This window comes from Flavobacterium gelidilacus DSM 15343 (genome assembly GCF_000422685.1).
Taxonomy (GTDB): Bacteria; Bacteroidota; Bacteroidia; order Flavobacteriales; family Flavobacteriaceae; genus Flavobacterium; species Flavobacterium gelidilacus.
Map to the genome: position 1 here is coordinate 24,568 of NZ_KE383903.1, position 24,186 is coordinate 48,753.

20 protein-coding genes and 1 riboswitch are annotated in these 24,186 nt (G+C 30.0%); of the genes, 3 read left to right on the top strand and 17 right to left on the bottom strand.

Going from position 1 to position 24,186, the window contains the following annotated elements; translation table 11 throughout:
* Nucleotides 1–133: 133 nt before the first annotated feature.
* The 8 genes from rsgA to G507_RS0109895 all read right to left on the bottom strand — a co-directional run bounded on the left by rsgA (nucleotide 134) and on the right by G507_RS0109895 (nucleotide 7,934).
* On the bottom strand, nucleotides 134–1,117 hold the full coding sequence (gene rsgA / locus G507_RS0109860) for a ribosome small subunit-dependent GTPase A (RefSeq protein WP_026717314.1): 984 nt from the start codon (nucleotides 1,115–1,117) through the stop codon (nucleotides 134–136).
* Nucleotides 1,118–1,264: 147 nt separating this feature from the next.
* Nucleotides 1,265–1,696 carry a hypothetical protein gene (locus tag G507_RS0109865; protein ID WP_026717315.1) on the bottom strand — a complete coding sequence of 144 codons (432 nt, stop codon included), beginning with the start codon at nucleotides 1,694–1,696 and terminating at the stop codon, nucleotides 1,265–1,267.
* A 47-nt stretch (nucleotides 1,697–1,743) separates the two neighbouring features.
* The gene (locus G507_RS0109870) at nucleotides 1,744–2,916 is read right to left on the bottom strand and encodes a hypothetical protein (RefSeq protein WP_026717316.1); all 1,173 of its coding nucleotides are present in this window, start codon (nucleotides 2,914–2,916) and stop codon (nucleotides 1,744–1,746) included.
* A gap of 43 nt (nucleotides 2,917–2,959) precedes the next feature.
* Complete coding sequence (locus tag G507_RS0109875; protein WP_026717317.1) at nucleotides 2,960–4,042, bottom strand: bifunctional 3-deoxy-7-phosphoheptulonate synthase/chorismate mutase type II; 1,083 nt, start codon at nucleotides 4,040–4,042, stop codon at nucleotides 2,960–2,962.
* A gap of 7 nt (nucleotides 4,043–4,049) precedes the next feature.
* Nucleotides 4,050–4,889, bottom strand: a complete 840-nt coding sequence (locus tag G507_RS0109880) for a prephenate dehydrogenase (protein WP_026717318.1) — start codon at nucleotides 4,887–4,889, stop codon at nucleotides 4,050–4,052.
* 33 nt (nucleotides 4,890–4,922) lie between these two features.
* A complete protein-coding gene (locus G507_RS0109885) occupies nucleotides 4,923–6,068 on the bottom strand; it encodes a pyridoxal phosphate-dependent aminotransferase (RefSeq protein ID WP_026717319.1) in 1,146 nt (381 codons plus the stop codon).
* 139 nt (nucleotides 6,069–6,207) lie between these two features.
* Complete coding sequence (locus G507_RS0109890; RefSeq protein WP_026717320.1) at nucleotides 6,208–7,047, bottom strand: prephenate dehydratase; 840 nt, start codon at nucleotides 7,045–7,047, stop codon at nucleotides 6,208–6,210.
* Nucleotides 7,048–7,343: 296 nt separating this feature from the next.
* Nucleotides 7,344–7,934: an outer membrane beta-barrel protein gene (locus G507_RS0109895; RefSeq protein ID WP_026717321.1), complete on the bottom strand. Its 591-nt coding sequence runs from the start codon at nucleotides 7,932–7,934 to the stop codon at nucleotides 7,344–7,346.
* A gap of 154 nt (nucleotides 7,935–8,088) precedes the next feature.
* On the opposite strand from G507_RS0109895, the gene gldA reads away from it, so the two are divergent.
* Entirely contained in the window at nucleotides 8,089–8,988 is a 900-nt protein-coding gene (gldA, locus tag G507_RS0109900) for a gliding motility-associated ABC transporter ATP-binding subunit GldA (protein ID WP_026717322.1), read from the top strand.
* Nucleotides 8,989–9,119: 131 nt separating this feature from the next.
* Here gldA and G507_RS0109905 read toward each other — a convergent pair whose 3' ends face one another.
* The 8 genes from G507_RS0109905 to G507_RS0109950 all read right to left on the bottom strand — a co-directional run bounded on the left by G507_RS0109905 (nucleotide 9,120) and on the right by G507_RS0109950 (nucleotide 19,137).
* On the bottom strand, nucleotides 9,120–9,848 hold the full coding sequence (locus G507_RS0109905) for a head GIN domain-containing protein (protein ID WP_026717323.1): 729 nt from the start codon (nucleotides 9,846–9,848) through the stop codon (nucleotides 9,120–9,122).
* The gene (locus G507_RS0109910) at nucleotides 9,845–10,915 is read right to left on the bottom strand and encodes an acyloxyacyl hydrolase (RefSeq protein WP_026717324.1); all 1,071 of its coding nucleotides are present in this window, start codon (nucleotides 10,913–10,915) and stop codon (nucleotides 9,845–9,847) included. Before G507_RS0109910 ends, G507_RS0109905 begins: the two co-directional genes overlap by 4 nt.
* A 28-nt stretch (nucleotides 10,916–10,943) precedes the next feature.
* The gene (metF, locus tag G507_RS0109915) at nucleotides 10,944–11,900 is read right to left on the bottom strand and encodes a methylenetetrahydrofolate reductase [NAD(P)H] (protein WP_026717325.1); all 957 of its coding nucleotides are present in this window, start codon (nucleotides 11,898–11,900) and stop codon (nucleotides 10,944–10,946) included.
* A 3-nt stretch (nucleotides 11,901–11,903) separates the two neighbouring features.
* Nucleotides 11,904–14,579 carry a methionine synthase gene (gene metH / locus G507_RS0109920; protein WP_026717326.1) on the bottom strand — a complete coding sequence of 892 codons (2,676 nt, stop codon included), beginning with the start codon at nucleotides 14,577–14,579 and terminating at the stop codon, nucleotides 11,904–11,906.
* Nucleotides 14,580–14,699: 120 nt separating this feature from the next.
* Entirely contained in the window at nucleotides 14,700–15,689 is a 990-nt protein-coding gene (locus G507_RS0109930) for a homocysteine S-methyltransferase family protein (protein WP_026717327.1), read from the bottom strand.
* A 62-nt stretch (nucleotides 15,690–15,751) separates the two neighbouring features.
* Nucleotides 15,752–15,881: riboswitch (SAM riboswitch) on the bottom strand.
* Nucleotides 15,882–16,108: 227 nt separating this feature from the next.
* Nucleotides 16,109–17,020: a cysteine synthase A gene (gene cysK, locus G507_RS0109940; protein WP_026717329.1), complete on the bottom strand. Its 912-nt coding sequence runs from the start codon at nucleotides 17,018–17,020 to the stop codon at nucleotides 16,109–16,111.
* 19 nt (nucleotides 17,021–17,039) lie between these two features.
* A complete protein-coding gene (gene epsC / locus G507_RS0109945; RefSeq protein WP_026717330.1) occupies nucleotides 17,040–17,864 on the bottom strand; it encodes a serine O-acetyltransferase EpsC in 825 nt (274 codons plus the stop codon).
* 361 nt (nucleotides 17,865–18,225) lie between these two features.
* Nucleotides 18,226–19,137: a T9SS-dependent choice-of-anchor J family protein gene (locus G507_RS0109950; protein ID WP_026717331.1), complete on the bottom strand. Its 912-nt coding sequence runs from the start codon at nucleotides 19,135–19,137 to the stop codon at nucleotides 18,226–18,228.
* Between the two features lie 259 nt (nucleotides 19,138–19,396).
* On the opposite strand from G507_RS0109950, the gene metK reads away from it, so the two are divergent.
* Both metK and G507_RS0109960 read left to right on the top strand, forming a co-directional pair.
* Nucleotides 19,397–20,683 carry a methionine adenosyltransferase gene (metK, locus tag G507_RS0109955; RefSeq protein WP_026717332.1) on the top strand — a complete coding sequence of 429 codons (1,287 nt, stop codon included), beginning with the start codon at nucleotides 19,397–19,399 and terminating at the stop codon, nucleotides 20,681–20,683.
* A 412-nt stretch (nucleotides 20,684–21,095) separates the two neighbouring features.
* Nucleotides 21,096–21,386, top strand: a complete 291-nt coding sequence (locus tag G507_RS0109960) for a hypothetical protein (protein ID WP_026717333.1) — start codon at nucleotides 21,096–21,098, stop codon at nucleotides 21,384–21,386.
* Nucleotides 21,387–21,450: 64 nt separating this feature from the next.
* Here the strand turns inward: G507_RS0109960 and G507_RS0109965 are convergent, their stop codons facing one another.
* Entirely contained in the window at nucleotides 21,451–24,168 is a 2,718-nt protein-coding gene (locus G507_RS0109965; protein ID WP_026717334.1) for a carboxypeptidase regulatory-like domain-containing protein, read from the bottom strand.
* Between the last annotated feature and the right edge of the window lie 18 nt (nucleotides 24,169–24,186).

Sequence of the window (24,186 nt, forward strand, 5' to 3'; positions counted from 1 at the left end):
ATTGCGAGGTACGAAGCAATCTTTTCAACTTTACGTAAAACTTCATGAGATTACTTCGTGCCTAGTAATGACTGCCAATTAACAGATTGCGACCAGGGACAGGTCTCGACCAGGGACAGGTCTCGACCTGTCCCTACTCGGATTTTCTTGTTTTATCGCTTTCTGCTCTGTCTTCTCCGTAGATGTCGTTTCTATAATTGTCTTCGTCTCCTTCTAATAATTGCAAATAAGATTTATATCTTGACCATGCAATTTCATCTTTATCTAAAGCATCTTTAACGGCACATTTTGGTTCGTCTTTATGCAAACAATTGTTGAATTTACACTCCTCTTTTAAAGCAAAAAATTCGGGATAATAATCTCCGATTTCTTGTTTATCCATATCTACAATTCCAAATCCACGAATTCCGGGTGTGTCTATTATTTGAGCTCCGAAAGCTAAATCAAACATTTCTGCAAAGGTTGTAGTATGTTTTCCTTGTGAATAGGATGCCGAAATTTGATTGGTTTTTAAATTTAATGAAGGTTCTAAAGTATTCACCAAAGTTGATTTTCCAACACCTGAATGTCCTGAAAACATAGAAACTCTATCTTTCATTAAAGCTTTAAGTTCTTCAACTCCAGTTCCATCTTGAGCAGAAACTCGCAAACATTTATAACCTACACTAGTGTAAATGTGTTGCATGTATAATTGTTCGTCTAAAGTAGCTTCATCAAACGTATCAATTTTATTGAAAACAATTACTGCTTCAATTCCATAGGCTTCTGCTGTAACTAAAAACCGATCGATAAAACTAGTTGTAGTTGGTGGATTATTAATCGTTACCAATAAAATAACAATATCAATATTTGATGCAATAATATGCATTTGATGGGATAGGTTAACCGATTTTCTTACAATATAGTTTTTACGATCATGAATAGTATTAATTGTACCAATATTTGCTTCATCAACGTTATCCACATCAAAGTCTACTACATCTCCAACTGCAATTGGGTTTGTACTTTTAATTCCTTGCATTCGGAATTTTCCTTTAATACGACATTCGAAAAACTTATTTTCTTTAGTTTTTACGGTGTACCAACTTCCTGTAGATTTATAAACGATTCCTGTCATTCTTAATTTAGAAATATGAAGTTAGACTTTAGAATTATTCTAACTTTCAACTTATGAGTTACAAAGATAGCATTTCTTGTTTTATTAAATAGAAAAAGGCCATCTATTAGACAGCCTTTTAAAAATTTTATGTAGTAGAGAATCTTATTATTGAATAATCATTCTTCCTAATTTATCAGCTTTCTTTCTTGAAGCATAAATTAAAAATTCGTTGTCATTTTTTCTATAATAAACACCTGGTCTAATTACTAATTCGTTTTTAATAACTTCTTCCGGATCAAATCTTGTGATATTTCCTTTAGCATCAAATCTGAATAAAGTTGGAACTGCATTATTATAATTACCTAAACTTTTTATTTCCTCAATATCAGTAATTCCTTTATTCTTTTTGTTATCATTAAAAATAATATTCAATTGACCATCTTTATAAATAGGAATAGCACTTAAATATTCTGGTCCTTTGCCCATTACTGCTAAAGGGATTGAGACACTCATTCCTACTGAAAAACTTCCACCACTTGAACCTCCAAACATACCTACAGACATTACAGTAACTGCTGCTGCTTGATCTTTTGCCACTACATTGCTCCACTCTAAAGAACCGTCAGGCTTTAAGCAAGTTACTATTATTCATTTCTAATGAAAGTTATAGGTTGAATTGCTAAGGGACCTATACCAGATTTTTGACCTACAATTACTAGTTGATATTCTGATAAAACAATTAAACCACCATCATTTTTTTCAATTATTGTATGAATGTTATATAATGGTTTTACGTCTTTTCCTTTTTTAGCTCTTCTTTCTCCTAATAACTTTACTTTAGTCTCGTAGTCAAATTCATTAAATTTAAGGTTATCGTTAACGTTTGTTGCTAAATTAATTGTTGCATTGTAAACCCCTTTTAATTCTTTATTTGCCTTTCCATTATCTCTAACACTTGAATAAAAACCTACTAATTGTAACGTTTTTTTATTCGTAGCCATCATTTTACAATTGATAATTTCTTTGTCTTTAAAGTTAATATCAATTACTTCTTTTTTATAAGCATTAGCATTTTTAAATGCAAAAACTTGAAAGTTTTCAACTTTTTCTTTCTTTTTAGAATCTCTATAACTTTCATTAACTACCAAGAAAACATCGTTAAAAACATTTACATCAAAATCTGACAATACGAATTCATAGTCTTTTTTTGAATCATCGTAAGTAACTTTATCTATGTTTGAGAAAACTGGTTTTAAGTTGGAATCAAATAATTTGATTTCATATTTCAGTGCGTCTTCCTTGTCAAAAATAGCAGTATGCATAATTAGAATACTGTTTTCATCCGGTGAAACTTTAAAATAGAAAGATCCTTTGTCTCTGTTTTTAGCTACTTCAGATTCGAAAAGTGTAACCATGTTTTTTTTCAACTTTCCATCTTCACCCAGTTCTAAACCTGCTAAAGTATATATCTTGTCTTTTTTATGATAAACACTTCCAATAATATATGGTTTACCATCTAACAAAGCTACTTCTTCAAATTCGATCTCTCTATCTTTTAACTCAGGCAAAACAATTAGCTTGTTTGAAAGCATTTTCATTTCACCTGAACTAAAAGTTTTTATGTAATAATCATCCTTGCCTTTTAAAGCTAAAGCGTATACAATTCCGTTATTTTCACCAAAAAGTTTTACAATTTTTGCTTTATCATCTGGTAATTCAACACCATATGAAATTTTAATATTTTCAATATCATACTGTGCAAAAACATTTGTACTACAAACTACAAAGAGTACAAGAAAAAAGTAGATTTTATTCATTTTTATAATTTTTTTTGCAATAATAAGAAAAAAAAATTAACAATTAATTATTTACAACCTTTTCTTGATGATTTATACTTTCTTGGTGAATAGCTTTAAACAAATGCATTACAAAATCATTACTTAATCCTTTTTCTTCTCCTTCTAAAATCATTTTGCCTAGAATTTCATTCCAACGTTTATTTTGAAGAATTGCTACATTATTCTCTTTTTTCAAGACACCAATTTTATCAGCTACTTTCATTCTGCTTCCTAAAACTTCAAGTATTTTAGCATCAAGTTCATCAATTTGAGAACGCAAACCATTCATTTTACTTAAATATTCGCTTCCGCTTTCTGTTTCTTTTCTGACTTTTAAATCTTCAAAAATTTGTTTTAATGTTGTTGGAGTTACTTGCTGAGCAGCATCACTCCAAGCGTTATCTGGATCGATATGAGTTTCAATAATTAATCCGTCAAAATTCATATCTAAAGCTTGTTGTGATACTTCTTGAATCATATCTCTTTTTCCTGTAATGTGCGAAGGATCACAAATTAAAGGTAAATCTGGAAAACGATTTTGTAAGTCAATCGGAATTTGCCATTCTGGAATATTTCTGTATTTCGTTTTTTCATACGTTGAAAATCCTCTGTGAATTACTCCTAATTTTTTGATATTTGCTTTGTACAAACGTTCAACTCCACCAATCCATAAAGCTAAATCTGGATTTACTGGATTTTTAACTAAGACTATTTTATCAGTTCCTTCTAAAGCATCAGCAATTTCTTGCACTGCAAATGGATTTACAGTAGTTCTTGCTCCAATCCACAAAACGTCGATATCGTGTTCTAAAGCCAATTTTACGTGAGCAGCATTTGCTACTTCTGTTGCCATTAGCAATCCTGTTTCTGCTTTTGCTTTTTGCAACCATTTCAAACCGATTGCACCAACACCTTCAAATCCACCTGGACGCGTTCTTGGTTTCCAAATTCCAGCTCTAAATATACTTACATCAGAATTTTTTAATTCGTGAGCAATTTTTAAAACTTGTTCTTCTGTTTCTGCACTACATGGACCAGCAATTACTAATGGATGATCTAATTTAAAATCATCTAACCATGTTCTCATTTCTTTCTTATTTTCCATTTTTTAGCTATTTTAATATTTCTTTAATTCTATTTGTATTTTGCATTTCGTTAAAAACCTCATCATAATTATCATTTTGAAGTAACTCTTTGAACTGCGTTAAATTTAATATGTATTCGTCTAATGTTTCAATAATATTATCTTTATTCTGTTTAAAAATCGGTGTCCACATGGCTGGTGAACTTTTGGCTAAACGAACAGTACTTTCAAATCCACTGCCAGCCATATCGAAAATATCTCTTTCGTTTTTCTCTTTTTCGATTACTGTTTTTCCTAACATAAACGAACTAATATGGGATAAATGTGATACATAAGCAATGTGCTTATCATGTGATTTTGGATCCATATATCGAATTCGCATGCCTAATTTTTGAAATAAATCTAAAGCCAACTCTTGTTGTTTGTAAGCCGTTTTTTCTACTTCACAAATGATGTTTGTTTTTCCTTGAAACAACTCTTTTATAGCTGCTTTTGGTCCAGAAAACTCTGTTCCTGCAATTGGATGTGTTGCTAAAAAATTGCGTCTTCTTTGATGGTTTTCAACGACTTCACAAATTGGAAATTTAGTTGAACCAACATCAATCACTAAAGCATTATCATTAATCTTATCTAATATCTGAGGCAAAATTACTAAACCAACATCAACTGGCACTGAAACAATTACTAAATCTGCATTTTCTAAATCCTCAAAATTGGCTTTCTGATGAATAATTCCCAATTGAATTGCTTCAGCTAAATTGCTTTCATTACTATCAATTCCGAAAAAAGTAGCTTCTTTAAAATGTGATTTCAGATCCAATGCTATTGAACCTCCTATTAAACCTATTCCTATTATATATATATTCATAAAAATTCCAATATTAAAAATTCCAAATTCCAACTAAAATCTTGAAATTGCTTCTTTTATTTTTTCTTCAGTTACACATAATGAAAAACGAATGTATCCATTTCCGTTGCATCCAAAAATAGTTCCTGGTGTGATGAATATGTGTTTTTCTAGTAATATTTTATCAATAAATGCTTCAGAAGATTCTACATGACTTGGTAATTTTGCCCAAACGAATAATCCAACTGAGTTTTTATTTACTTCACAACCTAATTTTTCTGCTAGTTGAATTACTACTTCTTTACGTTTTTTGTAAATATTATTTTGTTCATCAAACCAAGATTTATCTAATTTTAAAGCTTCAATTGCTCCTTTTTGAATGCCATAAAACATTCCAGAATCCATATTACTTTTTACTTTTAGAATGGCATCCATGAAATTTGAATTTCCTAAAACCATTCCAACTCTCCAACCTGACATATTATAGGTTTTGCTTAATGAATTTAGTTCTATTGCAATATCTTTTGCTCCTTCAACTTGTAAAATTGACATTGGATTATCATTCAAAACAAAACTGTATGGATTGTCATTTATAATTAGGATTTTATGCTTTTTCCCGAAAGCGACTAGTTTTTCAAACAATTCTAAAGAACCATTAACACCTGTTGGCATATGAGGATAACTCACCCACATAATTTTGACATTTGATAAATCAAGTTGTTCTAATTTTTCGAAATCAGGTTGCCAATTAGTTTCATCAGTCAAATCATAATAAACAGGTTTTGCTTGAACTAATTCTGTCACAGCTGCATACGTTGGATAACCTGGATTTGGAATTAAAACGGTATCTCCTTCATTTAAAAAAGCCATTGAAATATGCATAATTCCTTCTTTCGAACCCATTAAAGGCAATATTTCTGAATTAAAATCTAACTCAACATTAAAGTGGTTTTTATAAAAATCAGCCATTCCTTTTCTTAATTCTGGCAAGCCTTGATAACTTTGATATTCATGTGCCTTGTCATCAAACATTGCTTTTTGAATGGCTTCAATAACTAATGGTGAAGGCAATAAATCTGGACTTCCAATTCCCATATTGATAATTGGTTTTCCATCAGAAATAAGCTGACGAACTTCTTTCAACTTTTTTGAAAAGTAGTATTCTTGAACTGTATTTAGTCTGTTGGCTGTTTTTATCATTAGGTTATTGCTTTTTGGAACACAGATTTGAGAAATTAAAGAAATTTATATAATTGTTTTTTGTTGTTTACAAAGATTTCACAAATTTTTACAAATTAATTCTTTTGATTTTTGTTATTGAAATTGCTCTTGACTATTGTTATTGCTCTTGATTTTTGTTGTTATTTTTATATTCACCCAAAACTTTAAAATGAGTTGTCATTATTTCTAAAAGTTGTTTCGCTTTTTCGTAATCTTTGTAATCATCAAATGTGATATCAACAAAAAATGAATATTGAAAAGGTGTTTCTATTTTTGGTAACGACTGAATTTTAGTTAAACTTAATTTACAATCACTCATTACATTTAAAACCGTTGCTAAACTTCCTCTTTTGTGTTCTAACTCAAATTTTAATGAAGCTTTATTTATTAAACTTTTATTTGATTCATCTTGGTTTGTACTAATAATTACAAACCGAGTTTGGTTGTCATTAATCGTTTGAATTTCGGATGCTAAAATTTCTAAATCGTATAATTCAGCAGCTGTTTTACTTGCAATTGCGCCAATTCCTTTTAAATTATTATCATGAATTCGTTTGGCTGTTTCGGCTGTGTCTTTGTCTTCCACTAACTTTATATGCGAATATTTTTTAAAGAATTCTTTACACTGCAAAATTGCCATTGGATGTGAATGAACTTCTGTAATATCTTCCAACTTTTGACCTTTCAAAGTCATAAAATTATGATGAACAGATAAATAGTATTCACCTATTATTTTCAAATTATTATTATCTATCAAAGCGTAATTCGGAATTATTGAACCCGCAATTGAATTTTCTATTGCCATTACAGCAAATTTCGAATCTTCTTTTAAGACACTTTCAACTAAACTATCAAAAGACATACATTCGTGTATAGCAATAGCTGCATCAAAATAGTCTAATGCTACTTGATGGTGAAATGAACCTTTTATGCCTTGTATTGCTATTTTGTTTTTCATTAATATTCGTTTTATTCAAAAGATTCTGAACTACTGAACTAAATTCAGCACGAGTAAATTCAGAATAAAAAAAAATCCCGATTTTCATCGGGATTATATATTGTGAATTTAATTTATTTTAAAAATTAGCATACGATATAACAATCCCTTTCTGTTCTCCAGAAGAAATAAGAAAAATTGTTATAATAAAGTGTACTGCTTGTCATTTGTTTTTTTATTCTATTGGCTAAAGTAGAAAATAATTTCTATAAAAAAACTTAATTTAATAAAAAAAATCACTTAAACGTTTTCGTCAACTAAAAGTTTTTTTGAATTCCAACTGTATAAGCTTGACCAAAATTAATGTAAAAAACACTATTTGTATTGTTCAAATCTTGGTTTTTCATTGAACTATAAGACATCCCTCCTAATCCAAAATTCATTCCAAAACCATTTTTAATTTTTAAATGAATTAATGGTTGTAAAGTTGCATAAACCCCATTTGATTTTGAAGTAATTTCTGAAAAATTATCAGTAGAAAAGACTTCTTTTCGATTTTGAAATCCAATGCCTAAATCAGTAAATAATGAGAAGCTATCATTTAAAGATGTTGAATATCTTAAGAACGAACCAAGAGAAAAATTATCTCTTTTACTTAAATAATTATTGGCAGTTGATTGTCCATACCATTTACTTTGGTTAATTGATGATTCCAAACCAACTGTCCAATTATCATTAAATTGATATCCTAGTTTTGGATTAAATCCAAAATTTTGATTATCAATTGCATTATCTTCAGATTTCTTATCTGAATAATAACTTGCACTTCCTGAAACTAAATAAGTTCCTTTTTGAGCATTTGCAACAATAGCAAATGTCATTAATAAAAACAATAATGTTTTCTTCATTTTTTTGTTTAATTTAAAATTACATAACAATGATACTAAAGAAATTTCTTAAATTTTTATCAAAAAAAATAAAATTTAGTTAATTTAACTTTTCATGATTTCACACTAGTCAAATTCTTTAATTAATTATTACATTTGCTATAAATATTACAACATGTCAATAGAAGTTAAGAATATAACTAAAAATTACGGTGCTCAAAAGGCATTAGATAATGTTTCGTTTTCGGTTAAAAATGGAGAAATTGTTGGTTTTCTTGGTCCAAATGGTGCTGGGAAATCGACTTTAATGAAGATTTTGACTACTTATATTACTTCTGACGAAGGAAGTGCTTCTGTAAATGGCAATGATGTTGAAACGGCTTCAAAAGAAGTTCAGAAGTCTGTGGGTTATTTGCCTGAACATAATCCGTTGTATTTGGATTTATATGTTCGTGAATATTTAGCTTTTAACGCTGATGTTTATAAAGTAGATAAATCAAGAATTGAAGAAGTAATTCAATTGACTGGTTTAACTCCAGAAGCGAATAAGAAAATTGGACAACTATCAAAAGGTTATAGACAACGTGTTGGTTTGGCAACTGCTTTGTTACACAATCCTGATGTTTTAATTTTAGATGAACCTACAACGGGATTAGACCCAAATCAATTGGTGGAAATTCGTGAATTGATTAAAAACATTGGAAAAGACAAAACGGTTTTTCTTTCAACACACATTATGCAAGAAGTTGAAGCGATTTGTGATAGAGTTATCATCATCAATAATGGAAAGATTGTAACTGACAAAAAACTTAATACTTTAGTAAAAGAGCAACAAGAACAAACTATTGAAGTGGAATTTGATAAAGTGGTTGATGAAACTATTTTAAATACAATTCCGAATATAAAAACTACTAAAAACTCTCACGATTTTATTTGGGAATTGACTTTTGAAACTGAAAGTGACATGAGACCAATCGTTTTTGATTTCGCTCACGACAATGGCTTAAAGATTTTACAGTTGAACTTGAAGAACAAGAATTTAGAACAAATTTTTAGAGAACAGACGAAGAAGTAGTGTTCAGTGTTCAGTGTTCAGTGTTCAGTGTTCAGTGTTCAGTGTTCAGTAATTGGTTTTTTATTTGGAGTTTGGTTACATTTTTAACTCATAATCTTTAAATTTTTCAATCTTTCAAATCATTTAATATCTTAATTATAAATTAATTGTCCTTGATATAAAACTTGTACCTCAACAATTGGTGGATTGTTTTTTAAAATTACATTTCCTGTGCTGTAAATTGTTCCAGATATTTTTTGCTGTGGATTTACTATGATATCATTCGAACTTCTTTGGAAAACATAAACATTTTGAGCGATTAGATTTGAACCCTCAAAAAGTTCGTCTCCATTGTAAAAAGCTACTGATAATTCGTTAGTATTTCCTGAAATATTGTAAAAACTGGCTCTGTTATCTTCTACAAATAAACTATTGCAATTCACTTCTAAATGAAATTCTCCTGAAGCAGTGTCTTCAAACAAACCTGATTGCAAATGAAAGTTTGTGAAATTCAACACATTTTCTGAATACACATTGTGTTGAGAAGATGAATAAATTGTATCTAAATCATCAATTGAAATATAAATTTTTATAGGTTCATAACTTTGAAAAGTTTTTGTTGCATTTTTTGCATCAATAAAAAGTTGCTTGTCGATTACTGAAAAACTAACTTTATCAATCACATTTTCTCCTGCTGTAATTTCAACTTTAGTTTCCGTTTTATCTGTTATATGCAATTCAATTCCTTCTGAAATATTAATTTTATCAAAAAATCCAACCGAAATTTCTTTTGAAACTATTTCACCCGAAGATTCTAGCAGCTGATTTTCATCGCAACTCAATAATAAGAAAAGACCAAATAAAACGACTAATTTTTTCATAATTTCACTCCTATTCCAAATTCTAAAGCTTCAGCTTTTGCAGCATGTGTTTTTAAGGATAAACTGCTGAATACAGTTTTGTTCCAATGGTATTTTACACCTAATCTTTGATATATAGGTCCTAAAAAATCAAAAGGTTCATACACATAATATCCAACTTGAGCTTCAAGGGAAATTTTATTAATTACTAATTCATAACCTGCAAAAAGTCCGACACGTTTGAAATCAGTATCTTCTTTTATATTTTCATTTGGATAAGCTACTGACTTATATTTTATGTATTCTTTCAAATAATACATGGCAAAGACATCAACTCCTAACTGTATTTTACTTTTTTTTGTGAATTGCTTATCGGCATAAAAACTCAATTCATAAAAAGGTTTTTGACCGCTTCCAATTATATCACTTTCATTTATTCCTGTTCGGAAAGCAATGTTATATTTTAATGGAAATGTCGTTTTTAAAGTGTCGTTTGATATTTTATATTCGATATTTTCATCCTTAAAAGCATAATTCAATCCTAACTGAAATGATAAAGTATTTGTACTCGTATTTGGTGATTTTATATTAGCATTTGAATGGTGGAAAAAAGCTAAGCCTGTTTGAAAACCAATATTTCCAATGACTTTTTCTTTACGATAATTCAATAAAAAATAGGTCGAAGGCATAACTTTAGTACTGTATGCGAAATTTCTAAAATTCTCGTTTTTATCATAAGGATTTGTGTTGTAAGCAACTCCTTGTCCAATTCGAAACACTAAATTTCGATTTAAAAAGTAGAAATTATAATGACCAAAAACTCCATATAAATCTCCTAAAACTTGATTTTTATTGACTTGATGATGCAATGAAAATCCGTAATCTGGAAAATTAAATTCTGATTGCCATTCTTCTTCCCCAAAAGTCTTTTTGTTAAAACTCAACAAAATACTTTCAGGATGTTTCGTAATCAAATGTTTAATTGTTTGATTATGAGGCAAAATTTTTCCATACAAATAATCAGCATCAACAGAAAATTGAGCGCTTGCCATTGAAAAAATGAATAAGAAAAATAAAATTTGCTTCATATTGAGGGCAAATATAATAGAAAGTTTATCAAAAAACTTCTTTAGCAATAGCTTTTATATTTTCTGCTTTTCCCATCGAATAATAATGCAAAACTGGAATTCCGGCTGCGACTAATTCTTTACTTTGTTGCAAACACCATTCTATTCCGATTTGTTTTACAGCATCATTATCTTTAGCTTTTACAACAGCCATTATTAAATCGTCTGGTAAATCAACACTAAAACGATGTGGAATTAAGTTTAATTGCTTTTTTGTAGCAATAGGTTTCAATCCTGGAATAATTGGAACTGTGATTCCAGATTTTCTACATTTTTTTTCAAATTCAAAGAATTTTTGATTATCAAAAAACATTTGGGTTACAATATAATCTGCCCCATTTTTAATTTTTTGTTTTAAGAAATGAATATCGCTATCCATACTTGGTGCTTCCATATGTTTTTCAGGATAACCTGCAACACCAATGCAAAAATCAGTGCAAGAAGAATTCTGTAAATCTTCATCTAAGTAAATTCCGCTATTCAAATTCGAAATTTGTTTTACTAAATCTGATGCAAATTCATTGCCTTCTTTTTCTGGTTTGAAATAGGTTTCGTTTTTCAAAGCATCACCACGAAGAGCTACAACATTATTAATTCCGAGAAAATCCAAATCAATTAGTAAATTTTCTGTGTCTTCTTGTGTAAATCCACCACATAAAATATGAGGAATGGCATCCACTTCATATTTATTTTGAATTCCAGCACAAATTCCAACGGTTCCTGGTCGTTTTTTTACAATCTTTTTTTGCAACAAACCGTTTGGTAGTTCTTTGAATTCGTACTCTTCACGATGATAAGTAACATCAATAAAAGGTGGCTTAAATTCCATTAAAGGATCAATACTATCAAAAATAGATTGAATATTTTGTCCTTTTAAAGGTGGAAGAATTTCGAAGGAGAATAAGGGTTTTCCGTTGGCTTTTTCTATATGTTGCGTTACTTTCATGTTTTAATCTGCTATGTTTGGTGATAACCATTTTGTGGCAACTTCTGTTGAAATTCCTCTTCGTTTAGCATAATCTATTACTTGATCTTCTTTAATTTTTCCTAATCCAAAATATTTACTTTGTGGATTGGCAAAATAATATCCAGAAACGGATGAAGCTGGCCACATTGCCATACTTTCCGTTAAGGTTACTCCGATTTCTTGTGCTACATTTAATAATTTCCAAATCGTTGGCTTCTCTAAATGATCTGGACAAGCCGGATAACCTGGTGCTGGACGAATTCCTTTATATTCTTCTTTGATTAATTCGAGATTGTTCAAATTTTCATCAGAAGCATAACCCCAAATTTCCTTACGAACTTTTAAATGTAAATATTCAGCAAAAGCTTCGGCTAATCTGTCTGCTAATGCTTTTACCATAATTGAATTGTAATCGTCTAAATCTTTTTCATATTCCTTTGCTTTTTCTTCGACTCCAAAACCTGTTGACACACAAAAACATCCAATATAATCTTGAATTCCTGAATCTTTTGGTGCGATAAAATCGGCTAAAGCTATGTTTGGTGCTCCTTCTGTTTTTTGAGATTGTTGTCTTAAAGTTAGAAAGGTTGTTGCTTGTTGGTTATCAGTTTTTAGTTGAATATCATCATCATTAATTGTGTTTGCTGGAAAAATTCCCAGAATTCCTTTTGCGGTGAACCATTTTTCTGATACAATTTTATCTAACATGAATAAAGCATCGTTGTATAGATTCGTTGCATCTGTTCCTACAACCTCATCCACTAATATTTTTGGAAATTTTCCGAATAATTGCCATGATTGAAAAAAGGGTGTCCAATCGATAAACGGAATTAATTCAGATAATTCAACCTCAACCACTTTTGTTCCTATGAAATTTGGTTTGGTTGGTTGATAATTCTTCCAATCTAATTGCAATTTGTTTTTTCGAGCTTGTTCAATGGTTAGATAATTTTTATCGCGACTTCTGTTTAAGTATTTATCCCGTAATTCATCATATTCTTCACGAATAGCTTTTACATAATTTTCTTTGGTTTCTTTTTGCAATAAATTACTGGCAACAGTTACAGCTCTTGAAGCATCATTCACGTGAATTACAGTTTCTTTATATTCTGGTGCAATTTTTACAGCTGTATGTGCACGTGAAGTTGTTGCACCACCAATCATAATTGGAATTTTTATGTTTAGTTTATCCATTTCTTTAGTTAAATAAACCATTTCGTCTAAAGAAGGTGTGATTAATCCGCTTAAACCAATAATATCTACGTTTTCTCGAACAGCAGCTTCAATAATTTTTTCTGGTGGAACCATAACTCCCAAATCAATGATTTCAAAATTATTACAGCCTAAAACTACAGCGACTATGTTTTTTCCAATATCGTGAACATCACCTTTTACAGTTGCCATTAATACTTTTCCAGCACTTGATGATTTTCCTGTTTTTTCAGCTTCAATAAATGGTAATAAATAAGCAACAGCTTTTTTCATAACTCTCGCCGATTTTACAACTTGCGGCAAGAACATTTTTCCACTTCCAAATAAATCTCCTACAACGTTCATTCCAGCCATTAAATTAACTTCGATAACTTCGATCGCTTTTGCTGAATTTGAACGAGCTTCTTCTGTATCAATTTCTATGAATTCGTCAATTCCTTTGACTAATGAATGTTTTAAACGTTCTTGAATGGAACCACTTCTCCATTCTGCAATAACTTTTTCATTTACTTTATAATCTCCTTTGTAACTCTCGGCTAGATCTAAAAGTCGTTCAGTCGCATCTTCTCTTCTATTTAATAAAACATCTTCTACGTGTTCTAATAAGATTGGGTCAATTTCATCATAAATCTCTAACATTTCTGGATTTACGATTCCCATTGTCATTCCGTTTTGGATGGCATGATATAAAAAAGCAGAATGCATCGCTTCTCGTACTTTATCATTTCCTCTGAATGAGAAAGAAACGTTACTTACACCACCTGAAACATTTGCGTACGGTAAATTTTTTCGGATCCATTTCGTAGCTCTGAAAAAATCTAATGCGTTTAATTTGTGTTCATCCATTCCAGTTGCTACAGGGAAAATATTTGGATCGAAAATAATATCTTGAGCTGGAAATCTGACTTTATCTACTAAAATATCATAACTTCTTTTGCAAATTTCAATTCTTCTTTCGTAATTATCCGCTTGACCATTTTCATCAAAAGCCATAACAATTACTGCTGCACCATATTTTTTTATTAATTTGGCATGATGAATAAAAACTTCTTCACCCTCTTTTAAGGAAATAGAATTCACCACACTTTTCCCTTGAACTACTTTTAAACCAGCTTCAATAATTTCCCATTTTGAGCTATCAATCATTATTGGAACACGTGCAATATCTGGTTCAGCCGCAATTAAATTTAGGAATTTGGTCATAGCATAAACACCGTCTAACATTCCTTCATCCATGTTTACATCGATAATTTGTGCTCCACCTTCTACTTGCGTTCTTGCAACATCTAAGGCTTCATCGTATTTTTCCTCTTTAATTAATCTAAGAAACTTGCGAGAACCAGTTACATTAGTCCGTTCACCAACATTTACAAAATTGGTTTCTGGCGTTATAATTAAAGGTTCTAATCCTGATAATTGTAAGTATTTATTGGTTTTATAGCTCATCGTTTATTCTCTTGTAATGCTTGTTGACTTCTTTATAAAACAGTTTAAAATCTGTTCTAAAATTTTGCCATTTATTTTGTAATCCTTTTTTTGTGTCTACTATTTTATTTTTCATTATAATCAGACTTCTACGGTTATTCCTCTTGGTTTAAATTCATGTGCTACTTCGGCAATTAGTTGGATGTGCTCTGGAGTAGTTCCACAACAACCACCAATAATATTCACTAAATTATCTTGTAAATATTCCCGAATTAAAGCCTGCATCTCTTTTGGAGTTTGATCGTATTGTCCGAAAGCATTTGGTAAACCTGCATTTGGATGTGCTGAAATATTTAATTGTGTATTATGTGCCAAACGTTTTAAATAGGGTTTTAATTGGTCTGCACCTAAAGCACAATTAAATCCGATACTTAACAATGGAATATGGGAAATTGAAATTAAAAAAGCCTCAACGGTTTGACCTGATAAAGTTCTTCCTGAAGCATCTGTAATTGTTCCAGAAACCATTACTGGAATATCGATATTTTTTTCTTCCTTAACTTCTTCAATAGCGAAAAGAGCTGCTTTTGCATTTAACGTATCGAAAATCGTTTCTACTAGTAAAACATCACAACCACCATCAATTAGTGCTTCTACTTGTTGTTTGTAAGCAATTCGTAAATCATCAAAAGTCACTGCTCTAAAACCTGGATCATTTACATCTGGAGACATTGATGCCGTTCTGTTTGTTGGTCCAATTGAACCTGCTACGAATCTTGGTCTATCTGTGAATTCATCTGCAACTTCTCTTGCAATTTTAGCCGATTCATAATTTAATTCATAAACTATGTCTTCTAAATGATAATCAGCCATTCCGATAGTTGTCCCAGAAAATGTATTAGTTTCAACAATATCAGCACCAGCTTGAAAATACAAACGGTGGACTTGCTTTACAGCTTCGGGTTGTGTTATGGAAAGTAAATCGTTATTTCCTTTTAATGGATGCGGAAAACCTTTGAAACGTGTGCCGCGAAAATCTTCTTCTGAAAAATTATTGCGTTGTAACATTGTTCCCATTGCTCCATCAAGGACTAGGATTCTTTCTTTTATAGCTTCTTGTATTTTTGACATATCGTATTACTTATAAATTGTCATCAAGAAACTGGAAAGAATTTCGTTGAGTTATCTGCTTTTTACTATCTGACTTAACAGATACTGAAATAACTTCAGCATAAAAATAGAATGTAGCACCTTTCTCATTAAAGGAATAAGAGGTTGCCAAGCTTTCATTGAGTCTAATCTCTCCAGCTTTCGTGATAACAATCATTATGTTTATGAACAGGACAAAGGTAATATTAAATTTTTAATTGTGAAATATTTTCCGAAATAACTTTATTATTGACTTAAAGAAAGAATAAAAATCCACTAAAGTTGATTATTTTAGAATATTTTAAATTAAAGACAGCGTTTTGCCGTGATTTTGATTTTAAAATAAACTCATTTTAAATTAAAAAGTCCCTTTACTATGAATAAAGGGACTTTTTTAAAGATTAAAATAATCCTTCCACAGATAAATAACGTTCACCCGTATCATAGTTAAAGGCTAGAATTACAGCATCATCTGGCAAAGAAATAATTTTTTTAGCCACAGCTGCTAAAGTAGCTCCTGTAGAAATTCCAACAAAAACTCCTTCTTGTAGAGCACTATTTTTAGCAAATTCAAAAGAATCTTCTTTTGAAACCGTAATTACTTCATCTATTAAATTGCTGTGATAATTTTCTGGTACAAAACCAGCACCAATACCTTGTAAAGGGTGTGGTCCAGGATTTCCACCACTTAAAACAGGAGATAATTCTGGTTCAACTGCAATTATTTTTACGTTAGTAAATTTTTGTTTTACAATTTCAGCAACTCCTGTAATATGACCACCCGTTCCAACTCCAGTAATGATATAATCTATACCATCAGGAAAGTCTTCTATAATTTCAACTGCTGTAGTTTTTTTATGAATTTCAATATTTGCAGGATTTTCAAATTGTGAAGGTGACCAAGCATTTGGAATTTCTTTAACTAATTCGGCTGCTTTTTCGATAGCACCTTTCATTCCTTTTTCACGTGGAGTTAACTCGAATGTAGCTCCATAAACTTCCATTAATTTTCTTCTTTCCACACTCATGGATTCTGGCATTACCAAAATCACCTTATAGCCTTTTACAGCAGCAACTAAAGCTATGCCAATTCCAGTATTTCCAGAAGTTGGTTCGATAATTACACTGTCTTTATTCAAAAGTCCCTTTGCTTCAGCATCTTCTATCATACTTAAAGCAATACGATCTTTGATACTTCCACCGGGATTTGCTTTTTCTAATTTAATCCAAACATTTTTATTTGAACCAAATAATCGATTGATTTTTACAACGGGAGTTTTTCCAATTGTTTTTAAAATATTTTCTACTTTCATAACTTTTATTTTTAATTAATTATATACTAAAATTGATTGGTTCAGGAAAATTATTCTTGGACCTTACACTTATTTCACTCTTATGATAGACTAATGTTTTTGATGGAATTGAATCCGTAATCCAAACATTTCCTCCAATTACTGAATCTCTTCCAACAATTGTATTTCCTCCTAAAATAGTTGCATTGGCATAAATGATTACATTATCTTCTATTGTTGGATGTCTTTTCACTTCTGCTTTATCTTTACTTACACTTAAAGCCCCTAAAGTTACTCCTTGATAAATTTTAACTTTATTACCTATTATAGCAGTTTCCCCAATTACAATTCCGGTTCCGTGATCAATAAAAAAACGTTTTCCAATAGTTGCTCCAGGATGGATATCTATACCTGTTTTTCCATGAGCGTATTCTGAAATTACTCTTGGTAAAACTGGCACTTTTTTATTCCAAAGATTATTTGCCATTCTATAAATCGCAATCGCAAAAAAACCTGGATAAGCTAACAAAACCTCATCTTTTGATTTTGCCGCTGGATCAAATTCAAGGATTGCATCCAAATCAGCTAATAAATCTTGATGAATGTTTAATAAATCTTCAAAAAAAGAATCTGCCAATTCATCTTCATTTATATAACCAACTTGAGACAAAAAAAATTGTAACTCTTGGTTCAATTCATTTTCCTTATGTTGAAACATTTGAATTGTTTCACATTGTCCGTGTCCGTAAAATAGCCATGCAAATAAATCCTCTAACCAATTTTCAATTTTCTTTTTAATAATTGGTACAGTTTGTTCGGCCTTATTTTTATCAAACAATACTTGACTTATATTTTTACTTTTCATACTAATCGATTTAATCAAATTCTTTTAAAACAAAAAACCTCTACAGATAGCAGAGGTTTCATTTGATATATTTTAAAAATTTAAAATTATGCAATAGAAGTCCTCTGAGGAAATTTCCACATCTTACAACAAGTATTACAAATAATTAAATTCATTTTTTATTCTATTTACATTACAAAGGTATTATCAAATATCAAATAAAGATTTATTTTCTAAAAACTTTAACTTTATTTTTAAATTTAAGGAATTTTATCTTCTTTTTAGTCGACAAATAGTTTTATTTTCTTTTTGTACTATTTTAATACATAAAAAAAAGGTCAGAACTAATTCTGACCTTTTATAAAATATTATTAGAAAATTGTTAGTTTTTTACGAATTTAGATGTTGCAACACCTTCATCAGTTTTAACATTTAACATATAAACACCAGAAGTTAAATCCGAAACATTAATTTCCATTTCAGAATCAAATGCATTGTTAATTGTTTTTACTGTTCTTCCATTAATATCAACCATAGTGATTTCATTCACTGATAAACCGTTTTTAACAGATAAGTTTAAAACGTTGTTTGCTGGATTTGGGTAAATAGAGAAATTATTTGCAAAGAATGATTGAGTACTTGCAACAGCGGTTGTTGTTACTTTAAAATCATCTACTGCAAAACCAAATTGATCGTCTGATACACAATTAATTGAAAAATAAACTGCTTGCCCATCAAAAGATGCTGGTACAGTGTAAGTATATTGAACCCAATTTATATTTGACGGAATAGTAATTGTACCCGCAGATAACAAAGTAATATTTGCAGTAGTGTTTCCAGAAGAAATACCGACTTTAAACTTTTCAGCACCAAAACCAGAATCACAAGCTTTTGCCCAAAAAGTTAAAACATTTCCTGAAGAACCTAAAGTTATTTGAGGAGATATTAACCAATCATTATTTAATAATGGAGCTGGACTAGCTGCTGCAAAACATACCATGTGTTTATTACCAGTTCTTGCAGTCCAATTACTTGTTGCTGTTGGTGCTAATGGAGCTACAGTTGTAGTTGCATTAAAAACCTGAAAAGATTTTGCAACTCCTGAATTAGGAAATGTTACACCTGTAAAACCGTAAGTGGTTTTTAAGTCAACATCAATAAGAGTCCAATTTCCAACACCTGTAATAGCAAAATCTGCATAAGTATCGAAAGAATCCTCAAACAATGTTGTTTGAGCAAAATTTGTTGCGTTAACACCTAAAAGTGCTAAACCTAAAAGTAAAGTTTTTTTCATAATGTAAAATTTTTGATGAATTAATATATAAATCAAAAATAAGGAATTTAGTTACATAAATAACATTTTAAACCTTTTTTAACAAATTATCTGTTCTATTATATAAAACATTTCTATCTTTGCCAAACTAAAATTAGAGGAAAAATTTGACTGATTGCAACCTCGTTAAAAAAATGCTAAAGCAGAAACTCTCCTTTAGTATTTGACGCGAACATATCTTTTAAAATTTTCCATATTAAAATAATTAAAATTTTATAATATGGCATATTTATTTACGTCTGAATCTGTTAGTGAAGGACATCCAGACAAAGTAGCGGATCAAATTAGTGATGCATTAATTGATAATTTCTTGGCATTTGATCCAGAATCGAAAGTAGCTTGTGAAACTTTAGTAACAACTGGTCAAGTAATTTTGGCTGGTGAAGTAAAGTCGAACACCTATCTCGATGTTCAGCAAATTGCAAGAGAAGTAATCCGAAAAATCGGATATACAAAAAGTGAATACATGTTTGAAGCTGACTCTTGTGGTGTGCTTTCTGCTATTCACGAACAATCTTCTGATATTAATCAAGGAGTTGATAGAGCTAATAAAGAAGAACAAGGTGCTGGTGACCAAGGAATGATGTTTGGTTACGCAACTAATGAAACTGAGAATTACATGCCTTTAGCATTAGATTTATCTCATGCTTTATTAATTGAGTTGGCTAATTTAAGAAGAGAAAATTCTGAGATTACTTATTTACGACCAGATGCGAAATCACAGGTTACTTTAGAATACTCTGACGACAACAAACCTGTTAGAATTGATGCTATCGTTATCTCTACACAACATGATGACTTTGTTAAACCAAAATCAAGTTCAAGAGCAGATAAAGATGCTGCCAATGATGAAATGTTGGTAAAAATTAAAAGTGATTTAGTTTCAATTTTAATTCCAAGAATTAAAGCTAAATATCCTCAATACGCTCATTTATTTAATGATGATATTACGTATCACATTAACCCAACTGGAGTTTTTGTAATTGGTGGACCTCATGGTGATACTGGCTTAACAGGAAGAAAAATTATCGTTGATACTTATGGTGGAAAAGGAGCTCATGGTGGTGGTGCTTTTTCTGGAAAAGATCCAAGTAAAGTTGACCGTTCTGCTGCTTATGCAACAAGACATATTGCTAAAAATTTAGTTGCTGCTGGTTTATGTGACGAAATTTTAGTTCAGGTGTCTTATGCAATTGGTGTTGCAAAACCAACATCAATAAATGTTAATACATACGGAACTTCAAAAGTTAAAATGACTGATGGAGAAATTAGTAAAAAAGTTGAAGCTATTTTTGATATGCGTCCTTACTTTATTGAACAACGTTTAAAATTAAGAAATCCAATTTATAGTGAAACGGCTGCTTATGGTCATATGGGAAGAACTCCAGAAACTGTAACTAAAACTTTTCAATTGCCTAATGGTGAACCAAAAACAGTTACTGTTGAATTATTTACTTGGGAGAAATTAGATTTTGTTGATAAAGTAAAAGCCGCTTTTAAATTGTAAGAGAGTTGAAAGACCGCTTCACTAAAAGAGTGAGATAATGGACTTATAAATCCATAAAAAAAACCTGATTTAAAATTTTGAATCAGGTTTTTTTATGGATTTAGATAATGAATTTATAAATTATATTTCAAACTTAAAATTAAATATCTTGGTTGCACAAAGTAGCTCGAAAAATTACTAATTCCTCCCAATTGACTAAAACTATTGGTATTTAAAGATTCTGTGTTTAAAATATTTGTTCCAGCTAATTTATATTCCCATTTGCTGTCTTTCTTTTGATAAATTAAACTTGCACTTAAAAAATCGAATTCATTGTCTATCTTCTTTGATATATTTAAAATAAATATATTTTGTTGTAAATTTTTATTTTTGTAGCTTCGTATATTAATATTAATTAATAAAAACTTTAATTATGAAAAAAATTTTTAATTTATCATTTGTCTTAATTTTCACGAGTGCATTTGCAGTAAATCCTTTGTATAAAAATCAAAACATTAAAAATTATTTAATCCCCAAAAATCCAATCTGTGACGATAATTATCTTTTTGAGGTTTCAAACGCTGATTATGCTTATTATTGGTTATCCACTTATCCTCCTTCAAACGCAAATCAATGGTATTATGATACTATCTGGGCAAATTACACTCAAGCACTCAGTCAAGCTTCACAAAACAGAAAAGACTGTAATAGGTCAACACAATAAATTTATGAATTAGGTCTTTTAAATATGTTTAAATGATATTATTTAAAAGACCTTAATTATTAATTTATAAATTATACTTTAAACTCAATATTATAAATTTTGGCTGCACAAAATAGCTCGAAAAATTACTTATACCAGCTAACTGATTAAAACTGTTGTTGTTTAAAGCTTCAGTATTAAGTAAATTTGTTCCAGATATTTTATATTCCCATTTACTGTCTTTTTTCTGATAAATTAAACTTGCACTTAAGAAATCAAATTCGTTATCTATGGTTTTTGCTTTATTTCTATTGTGATTATATGTGTAATCTGAAACAAACGAAAAAGCATTTAAAAAGAAGTATTCTAACCCAACAGAAGGGCTATCTGTAAAAAAAGTATCTGTAAAGTTATCATTTATTGTGTAAACATAACCTAAAGACAAGTTTGGAGCATTTTTAAAATTAGTAGAAAATTTTGCATTATAACTTTGTGTAAATGATTCTGTAGTTTGAATTTGGTCTGGTTGAGATGGAAAAACACGAATGTTGTTGAATTTACCCCAATTGAAACTACCACCGACAGATGCTTTGTAGTGTTTTAAAAAAGAACGACCGTAACCAAATATACCAAAAATTGTTTCATCGGCAAAATTAGAAGGCAAATTAACAGAAGATGTAGTTTGAAAAACACTATTTAACAGAGCTTTGTTCTTAATAGGATTAACTTGTTTATTATATGCTAAATTAGCAAAAATATTTTCGAAATTAAACATGTTATATTTAAAATATCGAATAGTATGACTTTGTGATAAAGAATTTTCTAGATTACGATTTCCACTGAATAAACTGTTGTAATTAGAAAAAATATAGCCCTCAGCAAGTCTTGTAATATCGGTGAAATTATTTTGCAAACTATACTCGTATGTTAAAGTTTCCGATTTTTTAATATCATATTTTACATAAAAATCTGGCAGAATACGATTAAAATTCATTGAATTTGAAGAGCCCAATTGTGTGTCTTTTGTGATGTAATTGTGAACACTAAATCCTGGATTAAATGTAAATTTTCCTGTAATGAACTTATAATGCAGACCAACAAATGTATCATTAAATGCAAAATTCACTTGGTTTTTTGTGTCAATTGTAGAAAGTGTATTTATATCTTCTTTTACCGATTGGTTATCTAATATTTGAAAAATATCTGAATTAAAATTTTGATATGAATACGTGTTTCCAATAGTCACATTAATATTACTTTTTGGAGTAAGCATATAATAATAATCCCCTTTTAAATCAATTTTATTGGTTTTAATAAATCTGTTTTGATTGATGTTATATGGTGAAACATCTGGGATTTGCGTATCAAAAACTAAAACTGGGAAAGGGTTATTCGCTAAAATGGCATTATAAAACGGATCTTCTTCTTGGTATAAATGTTGCGTTTCAAAAGCTAAAACGTTTTTACTATCTAATGTATAATAGTAATTGAAGTTTTGATTTAAAGAAACTGGATTTTGTTTTTTATTGGTATCAATATTTCCAATTACATTTGAGTTAGAATTTTGATTTTCAACTTGGTCAGAAAATTTTACTAAAACGTCATAATCTACATGCAATTTATCAGAAGGAACATAACTTGTACTTAACTTCAATAAAGTTTGTGTTGTAGTCTGATTTGACAAATCTGTTCTAGTTTCATCTTCTAAACCATTTTCATTTGGTCTGTCTGTGATGGATAAATTTTTAGTAGCTGTTTTATTTCCTAAAACGATTCCGAAACCACTAAAAGTTAGAGCTTTTGAAGGATTATAACTAAAATTAGCAGCTCCAAATTTTGTATCAATATTTAAGGCTTGATTGTTGTTTAAGTTTCCAATTCCTAGATCATTTGAAGAAACGTTGAAATTTGAACCTCCTTTTCGCATCATATTTTTAAATCCTCCAGTAAATTTGAAATAATCCCTTGTGGTTAAAGGCAATTCACCAATATTATTGAAATTACTTATTACATTCACACTAAATTTCGGATTGTAATAAAACAACTTGGGATTTATTAAATAGCGATCTTCTGTATCCCATGCTCCAGCGCCAGCCGTAACATCTCCAAACCAAAAGTTCTTTTTCCCTTCTTTTAATTTTATGTTTATAGCAACGTTTTCTTCGTTATTTTCTAACCCTTTTAAGTTAGAAACCTCGTTATAATTTCTTAAAACCTGAATTTTATCTAATGCATTTGCTGGAATGTTTTTAGTAGCAATTTTTGTATCACCATCAAAAAAATCTTTCCCTTCAACCATTACTTTTTGGACTGATTTTCCTTCCACCGTAATATTCCCATCTGCATCAACTTCTACTCCTGGTAATTTTTTTAAAACATCTTCAAGCTTACGTTCAGTACCATTCGTAAAAGAATCTGAATTATATATAATAGTATCTCCAGAAATCGAAACTGGCATTACATAGACTAATTCTACTTCTTTTAGCATGTTTCCTTCTTTTAAGACTATGTTGTAATTCATAGTTTTATCAGTAGTTGTTACTTGCTTTTCTTGTGAATTATAACCAATATAACTAATCTTTAAAGTATATGGCGTATTGGCATTAAGGTTAAGTTGGTATTTTCCAGCATCATTAGTAATTGCATAGGCATCCATAGCTTTTGTAGTATTGTTAATTGCCATAACATTAGCCATTTCTAATGCCACTCCAGTTGTGTCTTTAACTGTACCTTCAAATCGAATGTTTTGAGAAATGGCACTCATTGAAAGTGTCATTGTCAAAATGAAAAGTAATTTTTTCATCAAATTTATTTTAGTTTG